This window comes from Leisingera sp. S2M4 (assembly GCF_055398055.1).
Window position 1 is genome coordinate 2,776,194 of sequence record NZ_AP040861.1, and the last position, 13,460, is coordinate 2,789,653.

The 13,460-nt window shown below is 67.3% G+C and carries 14 protein-coding genes; 5 read left to right on the forward strand and 9 right to left on the reverse strand.

Annotated features, from left to right (window positions below; translation table 11 throughout):
* Nucleotides 1-76: 76 nt before the first annotated feature.
* On the forward strand, nucleotides 77-862 hold the full coding sequence (locus tag ACZ52D_RS13455) for an FAD binding domain-containing protein (protein ID WP_464441624.1): 786 nt from the start codon (nucleotides 77-79) through the stop codon (nucleotides 860-862).
* A 90-nt stretch (nucleotides 863-952) separates the two neighbouring features.
* Here the strand turns inward: ACZ52D_RS13455 and infC are convergent, their stop codons facing one another.
* The gene (gene infC, locus ACZ52D_RS13460) at nucleotides 953-1,510 is read right to left on the reverse strand and encodes a translation initiation factor IF-3 (RefSeq protein ID WP_464443139.1); all 558 of its coding nucleotides are present in this window, start codon (nucleotides 1,508-1,510) and stop codon (nucleotides 953-955) included.
* Nucleotides 1,511-1,842: 332 nt separating this feature from the next.
* Between infC and ACZ52D_RS13465 the strand changes: the two genes are divergently transcribed.
* Nucleotides 1,843-2,484, forward strand: a complete 642-nt coding sequence (locus ACZ52D_RS13465; protein ID WP_464441625.1) for a hypothetical protein — start codon at nucleotides 1,843-1,845, stop codon at nucleotides 2,482-2,484.
* 152 nt (nucleotides 2,485-2,636) lie between these two features.
* Here ACZ52D_RS13465 and ACZ52D_RS13470 read toward each other — a convergent pair whose 3' ends face one another.
* From ACZ52D_RS13470 to cobA, 7 genes are all read right to left on the reverse strand, one after another.
* Complete coding sequence (locus ACZ52D_RS13470; RefSeq protein ID WP_464441626.1) at nucleotides 2,637-3,194, reverse strand: hypothetical protein; 558 nt, start codon at nucleotides 3,192-3,194, stop codon at nucleotides 2,637-2,639.
* A gap of 196 nt (nucleotides 3,195-3,390) precedes the next feature.
* Nucleotides 3,391-4,257 (reverse strand): ferredoxin--NADP reductase, encoded by an 867-nt coding sequence (locus ACZ52D_RS13475; protein ID WP_464441627.1) that lies wholly within the window; start codon nucleotides 4,255-4,257, stop codon nucleotides 3,391-3,393.
* 143 nt (nucleotides 4,258-4,400) lie between these two features.
* A complete protein-coding gene (locus tag ACZ52D_RS13480) occupies nucleotides 4,401-4,796 on the reverse strand; it encodes a DUF934 domain-containing protein (protein ID WP_222453523.1) in 396 nt (131 codons plus the stop codon).
* A gap of 5 nt (nucleotides 4,797-4,801) precedes the next feature.
* Nucleotides 4,802-5,563: a phosphoadenylyl-sulfate reductase gene (locus ACZ52D_RS13485; protein WP_222453522.1), complete on the reverse strand. Its 762-nt coding sequence runs from the start codon at nucleotides 5,561-5,563 to the stop codon at nucleotides 4,802-4,804.
* A gap of 2 nt (nucleotides 5,564-5,565) precedes the next feature.
* Nucleotides 5,566-7,230, reverse strand: coding sequence for a nitrite/sulfite reductase (locus ACZ52D_RS13490; RefSeq protein WP_464441628.1), 1,665 nt, complete (start codon nucleotides 7,228-7,230; stop codon nucleotides 5,566-5,568).
* Nucleotides 7,223-7,531: a DUF2849 domain-containing protein gene (locus ACZ52D_RS13495; protein ID WP_222453520.1), complete on the reverse strand. Its 309-nt coding sequence runs from the start codon at nucleotides 7,529-7,531 to the stop codon at nucleotides 7,223-7,225. The genes ACZ52D_RS13490 and ACZ52D_RS13495 overlap by 8 nt, the downstream gene beginning before the upstream one ends.
* Nucleotides 7,531-8,295, reverse strand: coding sequence for a uroporphyrinogen-III C-methyltransferase (gene cobA, locus ACZ52D_RS13500; protein WP_464441629.1), 765 nt, complete (start codon nucleotides 8,293-8,295; stop codon nucleotides 7,531-7,533). Before cobA ends, ACZ52D_RS13495 begins: the two co-directional genes overlap by 1 nt.
* 203 nt (nucleotides 8,296-8,498) lie before the next feature.
* Between cobA and ACZ52D_RS13505 the strand changes: the two genes are divergently transcribed.
* Nucleotides 8,499-8,975, forward strand: coding sequence for an Lrp/AsnC family transcriptional regulator (locus ACZ52D_RS13505; RefSeq protein WP_222453518.1), 477 nt, complete (start codon nucleotides 8,499-8,501; stop codon nucleotides 8,973-8,975).
* A 93-nt stretch (nucleotides 8,976-9,068) separates the two neighbouring features.
* Here ACZ52D_RS13505 and ACZ52D_RS13510 read toward each other — a convergent pair whose 3' ends face one another.
* Nucleotides 9,069-10,250, reverse strand: coding sequence for a cytochrome P450 (locus tag ACZ52D_RS13510; RefSeq protein ID WP_464441630.1), 1,182 nt, complete (start codon nucleotides 10,248-10,250; stop codon nucleotides 9,069-9,071).
* A 58-nt stretch (nucleotides 10,251-10,308) separates the two neighbouring features.
* On the opposite strand from ACZ52D_RS13510, the gene ACZ52D_RS13515 reads away from it, so the two are divergent.
* Both ACZ52D_RS13515 and ACZ52D_RS13520 read left to right on the forward strand, forming a co-directional pair.
* Nucleotides 10,309-12,084 carry a sensor histidine kinase gene (locus tag ACZ52D_RS13515; RefSeq protein WP_464441631.1) on the forward strand — a complete coding sequence of 592 codons (1,776 nt, stop codon included), beginning with the start codon at nucleotides 10,309-10,311 and terminating at the stop codon, nucleotides 12,082-12,084.
* On the forward strand, nucleotides 12,081-13,310 hold the full coding sequence (locus tag ACZ52D_RS13520; RefSeq protein ID WP_369924442.1) for a sigma-54-dependent transcriptional regulator: 1,230 nt from the start codon (nucleotides 12,081-12,083) through the stop codon (nucleotides 13,308-13,310). The genes ACZ52D_RS13515 and ACZ52D_RS13520 overlap by 4 nt, the downstream gene beginning before the upstream one ends.
* The last annotated feature ends 150 nt before the right edge of the window (nucleotides 13,311-13,460 follow it).

Below are 13,460 nucleotides of genomic sequence, written 5' to 3' on the forward strand. Positions count from 1 at the left end.
GGGCGCTGCCCCCATACCCCCGGAGTATTTTCGGAAAGATGAAGGCCGGAGTGCCGGTTTTCGGAAAGGATACACGATGTATGAATTCGAGTTTGTAAAGCCTGCGACCGTGGGTGAGGCGGTGGCGGCGCTGACGGAGGAGGACGCCCAGGCGCTGGGCGGCGGGCAGACGCTGATCCCGACCTTGAAGCAGCGGCTGGCGATGCCGTCCAAACTGGTCAGCCTGTCGGGAATCACCGAGATGCAGGGCATCAGCGACAGCGGTGGCGTGCTGACCATCGGGGGTGCGGCGACCCATGCGGCGGTGGCCGCCGGGGCCGCCAGCTATCCGGCGCTGGCGGAGCTGGCCAGCCACATCGGCGATCCGGCGGTGCGCAACCGCGGCACCATCGGCGGCTCGCTGGCCAACAACGACCCCGCCGCCTGCTACCCGGCGGCGGCGCTGGGCAGCGGCGCGACCATCGTCACCAACAGCCGCGAGATCGAAGCGGATGACTATTTCCAGGGGCTGTTCGAGACCGCGCTGGAGGAGGGCGAGATCATCACCGCGGTGCGCTTCCCGGTGCCGGAGAAAGCCAACTACCAGAAGTTCGTGCAGCCCGCGTCGCGCTTTGCGCTGGTGGGGGTGTTCGTGGCCAGGTTCTCTGACGGGGTGCGGGTTGCGGTCACCGGCGCGTCGGAGGAGGGCGTGTTCCGCTGGCGCGAGGCGGAGGCGGCGCTGAGTGCCAATTTTGCGCCTGATGCGCTGGACGGGCTGAGCGTGGATGCAGAGGGCATGATCGCCGATCTGCACGGCTCCAAGGAGTACCGCGCGCATCTGGTCGCGGTGATGACCAAACGGGCGGTGGCGGCGGCGGGCTGACGCCTGCGGGCCGCCCGTGCCAAAGCGAAAGCCCCGCGGCAGCGCCTGCGGGGCTTTCTTTATGTCCGGGCGCCGCGGGGGCGCTGCGGCTTATTTCTTCGCCAGCGGGCCGATCATCATGATCATCTGACGGCCTTCCATCTTGGGCATGTTCTCGACCTTGCCCAGTTCCTTGATGTCCTCGGCGACGCGTTCCAGCAGTTCGCGGCCCAGGTTCTGGTGAGCCATCTCGCGCCCCCGGAAGCGCAGGGTGACTTTCACCTTGTCGCCGTTCTCGAGGAACTTGTAGACGTTGCGCATCTTCACATCATAGTCATGAGTGTCCGTGTTGGGACGGAACTTGACCTCTTTGACCTCGATGATCTTCTGCTTCTTGCGGGCTTCGCTCTCGCGCTTTTGCTGTTCGTACTTGAACTTGCCAAAGTCCATGATCTTGCACACGGGCGGGTTGGCGTTGGGCGAGATTTCAACCAGATCCAATCCGGCCTCTGCCGCCATGTCCATGGCTTTCGCGGGATGCACGACCCCAACGTTTTCGCCATCGGCACCGATCAGGCGGATTTCGGGGGCACGGATTTTTTCGTTGACGCGCGGGCCGGTGTCACGTTGCGGCGGCGCGTTATGAGGTCTGCGGGCTATGACTGTGATCCTTCTGTCATTGCAAAAAGTGCGGGAAAGCTACTGCTCCCGCGCCTGTGATTCAAGGCCTATGGGCGGTATGGCGGCAGGAAAGCTGCTTTTCAAGGCCGCATGTTGCAATTGCTGCCAAAACAGGGGGTGGAAGGGGGCAGAACGGTGCGGTTGGCCGGGGGACGACGGCGGTCGCGCGCGCATGAGGCGTGGTCGGGAAACTTCCCCCTTGAGGAAGGCCGCGCGCATCGCCATGTGGCGGGTGTGAGGCATCTGCGGATGTGCATGGTCTTGCGGGGCAAATCCCGTCGGCCCGCGCGGCGGAGGCCGGAACTAGGAAGGAAAGCATGATGAAACAGCTATTGATCCTGGCGGCCCTGGGGGCCGCAGCGGTGGGGGGCTATGTGGTGATCAGGGGCCAGCAGCCGCAGGACAGCGCGCCGGTGGCGACAACCGAGGATGCGCCCCAGACAGCCCCCGTGACCGAGCCCGAGCAGGTGCAGGTGGAGACGGTGCCCGAAGCAGACCTGCCGGAGAGCGTGGATGAGGCTGCGGATGCGCTCGGCGAGGCCGTTGAGGCCGCGGGCGAAGTGGCGAGCGAAGCCGCCGCCACGGTGGGTGAAACGGTGAACCAGGCTGCCAAGGCCGTTGAGGAGGCCGTGGAAGGTGCGATTGACAGCGCGGCCGACAGCGCCAGCGAGGCGCTGGATTCCGGCATCGCCGCGGCGGGCTCTGCCGAGGCGGGTGCTGATGCCGCCGCCGAGGCGGCAGCAGAGGCGATCACCAAGGGCGCTGATGCCGCCGGAGCGGCGGCAACCGAGGCTGCGGAAGCGGCCGGAGCGGCCACGGATGCGGCGACCGGCGATGCCGGTCAGGCGCTGGATGATGCGGCTGCAAATGCCAAGAAGCTGCTGAGCGCGCCGACCGAGGCGGAAGCTGGCGCGGAGGCGACGGTCGAAGGCTCCGCCGGGGGCAGCGCCGCGAGCAACTGATCCGGGCGGCCCGCATCGGGCAAGACGCCCTGCGTTCCACATGGCAAAACGCAGATCAGCCCCTTCCGGCGGGAAGGGGCTGATTGAGTCTGCCTGCTCGCCCTGTCGCAGCATCGCTGGGCAGCGTGATGCGACGGCGGGCGCGTGGCCGGTCAGTGCGGGTGCATCTGTGCGCCGGTCTGCGCGGTCTGGGCCAACTGGCTGATATGGGCCATCGGGGTTGGCTTCTCGGCCAGCGGGGCGGCGGGCGCTGCCGCCGCGACCGGGGCGGGCGTTGCGGCCTGCGGGGCCAGGAACGCCAGGAAAGCTTCCCAGCTGGCACTGCTGCCGCCCTGCTTGCGGGCGCGCTGGATCTGCAGTTTCGCCACGGCGACCAGGTCCATCGGACGCGCCGCATCAAAGGGGTTGCCGGTGATCGCGGCAAGGCGTCCGCGGAACGCGGCCCCCATCGAATTCAACAGCAGCATGGGCGCGGTGACCGGCTGGCCGGCTTCGACCAGCGCGTCGAACATCCGGTCGATGTCGAGCGGCGAAACGGCGGTGAGGTCAAAGCTGGCTTTGACCGCGGCGATCTTGTCGGGGATGGAGGGCTGCACCTTGTCCGGGCGGGACTGGAAACCGTTCAGGGCCGCCTTGACGCGGGCCTTGCCTGCTTCGCTGCGGACAGAGGAGAAGATGGGCGCCTGCCCGGTGGTGGGATCGTTCTGCATCGGTGCTGCTCCATTCTGGATGTCAGCATCAGAATTAGGCAAACATTCCCAACAAAAGATAAACGGGACAAGGCGCGGCACGGACAAAACCGTGACCAAAACAAGGCATGCCGCCGCGCCCCCGGTGCCCTCCGGTGCCAAAGAAAAAGGCCGCCCGGGCGGGGCGGCCTTGGTTCCGGGGCGCGGGTGTGCCGGATCAGTCCAGGAACGCCTTTTCCACCACGAAATGCAGCGGCTTGGAGTTGGCGCCTTCTTCCAGCCCGTAGGTGTTCTCGAACAGGTCTTTCAGTTCGAGGTTGAAGGCCAAGTTGCCGCAGATCATCGCGCGGTCGGTGTCCGGGTTCAGCGGCGGCACGCCAAGGTCGGCGAAGGCCTCGCCCGAGCGCATCAGGTCGGTGATGCGGCCCATCTTGGGGCTCTCCTCGCGGGTGGTGGTCGGGTAGTATTTGATCTTCTTCCAGAAGCCCTCGCCGATCAGCTCGTTCAGCAGCTCGTCGTCCTTCAGGCTTTCGATCAGTTCGCGGCCGTACTGCAGCTCACCCACGGTGCGGCAGGTGTGGGTGATGATGACCTCGTCGTAATCCTCGTAGGTCTGCGGCTCGCGCAGCAGCGATGCAAAGGGCGCAAAGCCGGTGCCGGTGGCAAAGAACCAGATCCGCTTACCAGGCAGCAGCGCGTCATGCACCAGCGTGCCGACCGGTTTGGGGCGCAGGATGATCTCGTCGCCGGGCTGGATGTGCTGCAGCTTGGAGGTCAGCGGGCCGTCCTCGACCTTGATCGAGTAGAACTCCAGTTCCTCGTCCCAGGAGGGCGAGGCGATGGAGTAGGCGCGCAGCAGGGGTTTCTGCTTGCCGGTCTTGGGGTCGGGATCGTTCATCAGGCCGATCATCACGAATTCACCCGAGCGGAAGCGCAGCGAGGCGGGGCGGGTCACCCGGAAGGAAAACAGCTTGTCGGTCCAGTGCTTGACCGAGGTCACGGTCTGGGCGTCGGGCAGGGCCGGTTTGGCCTTTTCGGGCGCGGCGGTGGTTGCGGTCTCGGTCACGGCGGTCATCTCATTCATCACATGCACTGCCGGAAGATCTGCCGGCACCTCTGATTAGTCTTTGATACAGGTCAGGAAAACCCCTGTTCCGCAAATCCTGCCCGCTGCGGCGCGGGCGCCGGGGCAGGGTGCGGGGTTTTCCCGGTTGCAAGGGGGCTGGCTCAGCGGGCAGCGGTGCTGCCGCGCAGGCGGGCCTGGTAGCTATGCGCTTTCCAGTTGGCGCGGGCAAGCCATTGGTCCTCGGGCTGGCGCGCGGCGAGATCGTCGCTGATCTCGACCTCGTCGAAACCCGAGCGCCGGGCCATGGCGTATTGATCGGCGATCACATGGCCAAAGGCGCGCAGGCGGCCCTCGTAGCCCTTCAGCCGCAGCTGCCGGGCGAGGGTGAAGCCGCGGCCGTCGGCGAAGCTGGGGAACTGGATCCGCACCAGTTCCACCCCGTCCAGCGACACGTCGCTCAGGTCGGCGTCAGAGGCCAGCTCCAGCACGTTGGCGCCGTCAAAGCCGCCGGTCCAGTCGTCGGGGGCAAAACCCGTGTCGGTCACGATAACAGTCATCTCACTTACGCTCCTGTGCGTACGAATTTGCCATCCACCACGTGGATGCCGCATTCTTCCTTGTTTTCACCGCGCCAGCGGCCGGCACGGGGGTCTTCGCCTTCCTTGACCGGGCTGGTGCAGGGCGCGCAGCCGATCGACGGGTAGCCCTTGGCCACCAGCGGATGGCGGGGCAGGCGGTTTTCATCCATGTAGGCGCGCACGTCCTCGGGCGCCCAATGGGCCAGCGGGTTGATCTTGAGCCGCCCGGTGCCATCCTCGACCTCGAAGAAATCGAGCGCGGCGCGGGAGCCGGACTGGAACCGCTTGCGGCCGGTGATCCAGCCGTCATAGCCCGCCAGCGCCTTTTGCAGCGGAATGGTCTTGCGCAGGGTGCAGCAGGCGTCCTTGTCGCTGAAGCGCAGGGCGCCATAGGGGTCTTTCTCGGCGATGTCGTCGGCGCGGATGATATGCACGTTGCGCAGGCCCAGCCGCTCGCTCACCTCCTGCTGATAGATCAGCGTTTCGGTGAACAGCAGCTCGGTGTCCACGAACAGGACCGGCGTCATCGGATCGATGACCGCGGCCATGTGCAAAAGCACCACCGATTCCGCCCCGAAGGAGGAGACCAGCGCAATGTGGCCTGCGTCCTTCAAGGCGCCTTCCATCACCGAGGTGGCCGAGTGGTGGCGGAAGCGCGCGTTCAGCGCCTCCGCCTTGGCGGCCAGCTCCCGGTCGCGGGTGGGGTTGCCCCCCCCGGCGGGCTGTTTTCCGGCTGTGTCGAACATGGTCAGGCGACCTTTTTCTGGGCCTCTGGGTAGAGGGCTGCCTTGAAGGGCTCCATGCCAATGCGGCGGTAGGTCTCGAGGAAGGTCTCGTCGGCGCTTTCGCGCTGCGCCATGTAGACCTCGACGATGCGCTCCACCGCAGGCACGATTTCGTCATAGGCGAAACCGGGGCCGGTGCGGGTGCCGATGGCGGCCGTCTCGGTCGCGTCGCCGCCCAGGGTGATCTGGTAGTTCTCCACCCCTGCGCGGTCCAGCCCGAGGATGCCGATATGGCCCACGTGGTGATGGCCGCAGGCGTTGATGCAGCCCGAGATCTTGATCTGCAGATGGCCGATGTCGTGCTCCATCTTCAGCTCGTCAAAGCGGGTCGCGATCTCCTGTGCCACCGGGATCGAGCGGGCTGTCGCCAGCGCGCAGTAGTCCATGCCCGGGCAGGCGATGATGTCCGAGATCAGGCCGACGTTGGCGGTCGCGAGGCCGTGCTGTTTCAGCTTGGCGTGGATCGCGGGCAGGTCGTTCTTGTGGACATGCGGCAGGATCACGTTCTGCTGGTGGCTGATGCGCAGCTCGTCATAGGCGTATTGCTCGGCCAGGTCGGCCATCGCCCGCATCTGCTCAGCGGTGGCGTCGCCGGGGGTGGCGCCATGCGCCTTGATCGAGATGGTGGCGATCGCGTGATCGTCCTTGCGGTGCTCGGTCAGGTTGGTGTCGGCCCAGGCGCGGAACACCGGGTCGGTGTCATAGGCCGCGTCAAAGGCTTCGGTGCTGCCGGAGCGGAAGTCGGGCGCCGCGAAATGCTGCTTGATGTCTTCCAGCAGCGCCTGGTCGGTGCCGTCGAACTGGGCGCGCAGGGTCAGGAAGGCTTCCTCGACCTTGGCGCGGAAGGTGTCGATGCCGTTTTCCATCACGGTGATCTTGATGCGCGCCTTGTACTTGTTGTCGCGCCGACCCAGCACGTTGTAGACGCTGAGGATCGCCTCCAGATAGGGCAGCAGGTCCGCCTGCGGCAGGAACTCGCGCAGCACCTTGCCGACCAGCGGGGTGCGGCCAAGGCCGCCGCCGACGATGACCTCGAAACCGGTCTCGCCGTCGCGCTGCACCATGCGCAGGCCGACGTCATGCGCCTTGGTCACGGCGCGGTCGTTGGGGCTGCCGGTGATGGCGATCTTGAACTTGCGGCCCAGGAACTGGAACTCCGGGTGGTCGGTGGACCACTGGCGGATCAGCTCGGCATAGGGGCGCGGGTCCATCAGCTCATCCTTGGCGGCACCGGCGAAATGGTCGGCGGTGGTGTTGCGGATGGTGTTGCCGGAGGTCTGGATCGCGTGCAGGCCAACCTCGCCGAGGGCGTCCAGCATGTCGGGCAGGTCACGCAGCTTGGGCCAGTTGTACTGGATGTTCTGGCGCGTGGTGAAATGGCCATAGCCCTTGTCCCACTTCTCGGCCAGCAGGGCCAGCTGCCGCATCTGGGCGGAGTTCAGCGTGCCATAGGGAATCGCCACCCGCAGCATGTAGGCGTGCAGCTGCAGGTAGACACCGTTCATCAGGCGCAGCGGGCGGAATTCTTCCTCGGTGAGCGAGCCGTCGATGCGGCGCTCGACCTGGGCGCGGAACTGAGCGTTGCGCTCTGCCAGGAAGGCTTCGTCGAACTCGTTGTACTTATACATTGGCTTGCGCCTCCTGCTTGCCGTGGAAGTAGTTCGAGGGGCCAGTGCGGCGGAATTCCTCGCGGAAGTGGGTGGGTTCGGGGCCGTTCGGGCCTGCCTTGGCATCGGCCAGGTAGGCACCGACGATCTTGAGGTTCTGCTTCTCCGCCTCGATCAGGCGCAGCTGGGCTTCGGCTTCATCGGTGATCAGCTCGGCCTCGGACATGTCGCGGGTCCAGGTGTCGTCAGCGGTGAAATAGATCACGTCGCCCTCGAGCAGGTCGTTGGCGGTGATGACTTTGGGCGTAAAGGCGCGAGGCATTATGCAAGCTCCGTCTTGAGATCGGTGAGGGCGGCGGCCGCTTTGCGCGGCGCGAGCCCCAGGAAGGTGAGGGCAGGACCGTCCAGCCCGGCCGCGTCGAGGTCGGCAGGCAGGCGTTCCAGCGTGGTTTCCAGCACCCGCTGTTCGGGGCGCGAGGCGTTTTCGACGAGGGTGACCGGCATGGCGCGGTCGGCCCCGTGCATGATCAGGCGGCCCTGCACGAAGCGGGCGGATTTCTTGCCCATGTAGACCGCGGCCACTGCACCGGGGCGCGCCAGCGCGGCCCAGTCGTGGTCGGCAAAGCCCTTCATGTCGTGGCCGGTCAGGAACCGCACCGAGGAATTGCGCCCGCGCTGGGTCAGGCTCTGGCCGATGGCGGCAACGGCGGCGGAGGCGGCGGTGATGCCGGGCAGGATCTGGCTGGCGATGCCTGCCGCCTCCAGCGCCGACAGTTCCTCGTCCAGGCGGGCAAAGATGGTCGGATCGCCGGCCTTCAGGCGCAGCACCTTCCTGCCGGCCTTGGCATGGGCCACCAGGCGGGCGTTGATGTCCTCCTGGCTGACCTGCGGGCCAAAACCCTCCTTGCCGACGTTTTCCAGCGCGGCTTGCGGACCTGCCAGGGCCAAGACGGCGTCGGACACCAGGCGGTCATGCAGGATGACATCGGCCTCTTGCAGGGCGCGCAGCACCTTGAGGGTGAGCAGCTCCGGGTCGCCGGGACCGGAGCCCGCAAAGGCAACCTCGCCCGCAACCAGGCAACACATGCCGCCGCGAACGTGAGCGGTGGCAATAGCGGCATGTGTCGTAGGTGCGGACATCCCTGTACCCTCTGTGGTGCGTGTTTGACTTGGCTGTAGATATAGGAAATATTCCCGCCATTACGCTATATCGGCGGATAAATAAGAACGTTGGTTTCTGCGCGGCGCGAAGCCGGGCTGATTGGTCCTCAGACAAGGAGAAAACAGGAATGACGGTGCGGATCGACGGCACGGACCGGAAAATTCTGGCTGAACTGCAACGCGACGCCAGCCAGTCTCTGGATGAAATCGCCCGCCGGGTGGGCTCGTCAAAGACGCCGGTGTGGAATCGAATCCGCAAGCTGCGTGAGGCGGGGGTGATCGGTCAGCAGACGGTGCTGCTGGATGCCGAGGCGCTGGGGTTCGAGGCCTGTTTCTTTGTCCTGATCCGCACCTCGGAGCACGAGGCGGAGTGGCAGGCAAAGTTCCTGCAGGCCCTGCGCGACCGCCCCGAGGTGCAGGAGGCGCACCGGCTGGCGGGGGATATCGACTATATCCTGAAGGTGCGGGTGCAGAACGCGCGGGCCTATGACGTGTTCTACCAGGCGCTGATCTCGGAGGTGAAGGTGCACAACGTCACCGCGCTGTTGTCGATGGAGGAGATCAAGTCGACCACCATGCTTCCGCTGGACAGCGTGGCGGTCTGATCCCCTGGCCGCGCCCGCAGCACGCGCGCTCCCCGGAAGGGGCGGGCCCCGGCTGACCGCGCCCCAAGCGGCGCGGTCAGCCGGGGCGTAGCCTCAGACCGTCACCATCAGCCGGGTCAGCCCGTGGAAGTGATAGGTGTTGGCGTATTGCGGCGCGGCGGCCAGTTTCAGCTCCGGGCAACGCTCAAACAGGATCGGCAGCGCGATCTGCATCTCCAGCCGGGCCAGCGGCGCGCCGACGCAGAAATGCAGCCCGCCGCCGAAGCTCTTGTTGACCTTGGCGGGGCGGGTCGGGTCGAACCGCTCCGGGTCCTCCAGCATCGCGGGGTCGCGGTTGGCGGCGGCCAGCAGCAGCGCCACCTGCTCGCCGCGCTGGAAGGTATGGCCGAAAACCTCTGCCTCCTCATAGGCGTAGCGGGTGAACATGTGCAGCGGCGGGTCGTAGCGCAGGATCTCCTCGACCAGCCGCTCGATGCCCTCGGGCGCCAGCCACTCGGCCTGCCAGCCCTGCTGCAACATCGTCTTCACGCCGTTGCCCAGCGAATGCACGGTGGCCTCGTGGCCCGCGTTCAGCAGCAGGATGCAGGTGCCGATCAGCTCATCCGTCGACAGGGTCTCGCCCTCTTCCTCGGCGGCGATCAGCCGGGTGATGAGGTCGTCGCGGGGATCGTCGCGGCGCGCGTCGATATAGCCGCGCAGGAAGTCGGTGAACGCCTGCGCCGCGGCGGCGGCGGCGTGTTCGGTCGCCTCGGTGCGGGCGGCCTGGTACATCGCCACCATCCGGTGCGACCAGTCCAGCAGCTGCGGCGCCATGTCGGTCGGCACGCCCAGCAGGCGGCAGATGGTGATCACCGGCACCTGGGTGCAATAGGCCTCGAGAAGGTCGAACGGGTGGTCCGGGAACGCGTCGATCAGCTGGTGGCACAGCGTCTCCAGCTCCGGCTGCAGCGCCGCGATCCCGCGCGAGGTGAAGGCGCGCATCACCAGCTTGCGCAGGCGGGTGTGGCGGGGCGGTTCGGCGTCCAGCATCGAATGCGCCTCGGTGGCGAGGAAGGGCGCGAGATGGGCCGGGCCGTGCTGCTGCATCTCCTGTGGCAGTTCGCGGCCAAAGCGGCGGTCGCGCAGCAGCATGTGCACCGCTGCATGACCGAAGGCGGCAACCATGCCGTAGTCCTGCCAGTGGTGCAGCTGGCCCTGCGCGCGGGCCGCCGCGTAAAACGGGTAGGGGTTCTGGACGAAGCCGGGATCGGTCGGGGATTGGGACAGGATCTGCATGGGGTGATTTTGCCGGCATGGCTGGTCTTTGCAAGGGCTGCGCTGTTAACTTGCCCGCATGAAAGCACAAACTCTGATCCGCTGGAGCCTGCCCGTGGGCTTCCTGCTGGCCGTCGCGGCGCTGGCGCTGGCGGTCTGGTCCTATGGCTACCGGCAGGCGCTGGACAGCCTGGCCGAACGCAGCGCCGCCGACCTGGCGCTGGCGTCGGACCGGGTCAGCACCCAGCTGGAAGTCTACCAGGAGCTGGCGGTGCTGACGGCGGAACACCCGGTGCTGCGCGACCTGTCGGAGCCGGTGGCCCGGGCGGCGGCAGCGGATCTGCTGCGCTCGATCGCGGACAAGACCGCGGCGCTGGACGTGTTCTTCACCGATTCCTCGGGCCGGGTGCTGGCGGCAGCCGAGGGCGTGGTGGGCAGCAGCGTGGCCGACCAGGCCTATTTCCGGCGCGCGCAACAGGGGGCGCTGGGCACCGGCCATGGCGTGTTGCGGCCCGACGACCAGCGGGCCTATTTCTACGCCGCCCCAGCCTTTGGCACCGATGGGCGCGTTCGCGGCGCGCTGGTGGTGGTTGCGGATATCGAGGACGTGGAGCAGACGTGGCGCGGCAGCCTGCCGGCGGTGTTCTTTACCGTGGCCAGCGGCGAAGTGTTCATCGCCAACCGGTCCGAGCTGCTGTTCTGGAACCGCAAGGCGGCGGTGGCGGGCGGCGCGGCGGGGCCGGGGCCGGGGCTGGGGGCGGCGGCGAGTCGGCCCCGGGTACTGGCCCAATGGCACATCGGCCCGCATGAGATCTGGCGGCTGGCGGGCAGCCCGTATTTGCCCGCGCGCGCCTTGCATCTGTCGGTGGCGCTGCCGGTGATCGGCATGACCGGAGAAATCCTGGTGGATGTGGCGCCGGCCCGGCGGATCGCCGCGCTGCAGGCGGCGGCGCTGGCGGCGGTGTGCCTTGCCTTCGGGGCCATGCTGTTCTTCGTGATGGAGCGCCGCCGCACCCTGGCCGAGGCCAATGCGGTGCTGGAAAGCCGGGTGGCGCAGCGCACCGAGGCACTGTCTGCCGCCAACGTGCAGCTGCGCCGCGAGGTGCGCGAGCGCGAGGAGGCGGAGGCCGCCTTGAAGCGCGCGCAGCAGGACCTGGTGCAGGCGGGAAAACTGTCGGCGCTGGGGCAGATGTCGGCGGGCATCAGCCACGAGCTGAACCAGCCTTTGATGGCGATCCAGCAATATGCCGAGAACGGCGCCGCCTTCCTCGCCCGTGGCAAGGCCGAGCGCACGGGGGAGAACCTGGCGCGGATCTCCGACATGGCGGCGCGGATGGCGCGGATCATCAAGAACCTGCGCGCCTTTGCCCGCAACGAGAGCGAGCCGGTCGGAAAGGTCGACCTTGCCAAGGTTCTGGAGGACGCCGTGGAGCTGACCCAGACGCGGCTGCGCGAGTGTTCCGTGCGCCTGGACTGGGCGCCGCCGCCGCGCGGAGAGATTTTCGTGCGCGGCGGCGAGGTGCGGCTGACGCAGGTCTTCGTGAACCTGATCAACAACGCGGTGGACGCGATGCTGGACCAGGAGGACCGGGTGATCCGCCTGCAGGTGCACCGCGGCGCGCGGCTGTCGGTCACCGTGCAGGACATCGGCCCCGGCCTGAAGGAGCCGGAAAAGGTGTTTGATCCGTTCTATTCGACCAAGGCGGTGGGCTCCTCCGAGGGGATGGGGTTGGGGCTGTCCATTTCCTACGGTCTGGTGCAGAGCTTTGGCGGCAACATTCGCGGCTCCAACGCTGAGCGCGGCGCGGTGTTCACGGTGGAGCTGGAATATTGGAAAGAGGAAGAGGCGGCATGACACGAAGGGTTTTGCTGGTCGACGACGATGCGGCGGTGCGCGCGGCATTGGCGCAGACGCTGGAGCTGAACGAGCTGGACGCGGTCACCGCGGGTTCCTTCGTGGCGGCCAAGGATCTGATCACGCGGGAGTTCGACGGCATCATCGTCTCTGACATCCGGATGCCGGGGCGCGACGGGTTCCACCTGCTGGACTATGCCCATGAGGTCGACCCCGAGTTGCCGGTGGTGCTGCTGACCGGCGAGGGCGACATTCCGATGGCGGTCCGGGCGATGTCGCGGGGGGCGTTTGATTTCCTCGAAAAACCCTGTGCCGCCGCCGATTTCCTGCCGGTGCTGGAGCGCGCCCTGCGGACCCGCGCCCTGGTGCTGGAGAACCGCCGCCTGAAACAGCAGCTGGAGACCGGCGATCCGGCCTCGCGGATGCTGTTCGGCAGCTCGCCGCAGGCCAGTGCGCTGCGCCGCCGGGTGCGCACGGTAGCCCCGACCGGGGCCGAGGTGCTGGTCTCGGGGCCGCCGGGCAGCGGCATTTCCAAGGTGGCAGAGGTCATCCACCTGATGTCCCCGGTCGGCCAGGGCCCCTTCGTGAAACGCGCCGCCGCCGGGCTGGGGCAGGCCGATGTCGTCAGCCTGTGCAAGGACGCCGCCGGGGGCTCGCTGTTTCTCGACGAGGTGCAAAGCCTGCCCGAGGCGGCGCAATATGCGCTGTTGGGGCAGTTGGAACAGGGCGCGGGCACGCGGGTGATCGCGGGGTCCAGCGCCGATCTGGCCGGACAGGTGGAGCAGGGCGCCTTCAACGCCGATCTGTTCTACCGGCTGGACGTGATGCGGGTGCGCATCCCCTCGCTGGCGGAACGTCCCGGCGATATTCCGGTGCTGTTTCGTCACTACGTGGCGCAGGCGGCGGAACAGGCGGGCATCCAGCCGCCGGAGATCAGCCAGGAACATCTGGCGGCGCTGATGGCCCAAGACTGGCCGGGCAATACCCGGTCCCTGATGTCGGCGGCGATGCGCTTCGTGCTGGGCATGCCCGAGGAGGCGGCGGCCAGCGCGGGGCTTGGCCTTGCGGAACAGATGGCGCAGGTGGAGCGCTCGCTGCTGATCGCGGCGCTGGGGCGGGCAAACGGGCGCGCGGCTGTGGCGGCGCAAGCCCTGAAGCTGCCCCGCAAGACCTTCTATGACAAGCTGGCCCGCTATGGCATCCGCCCCGAGGATTATCGCCGCTGAGGCGGAGAGAGGGGGGAGCCGTGCGGCTCGTTCTGATCCGGCATGGCTGCCGGTGGTAAAGGAGGCGGCGCCGCCGCTCCCCCCGATAAAAGGGGGCGCATGGGCGGAGGCAGGATGGGGGCGTTTCCCCCATGTCCGCTGAAGCCTTCG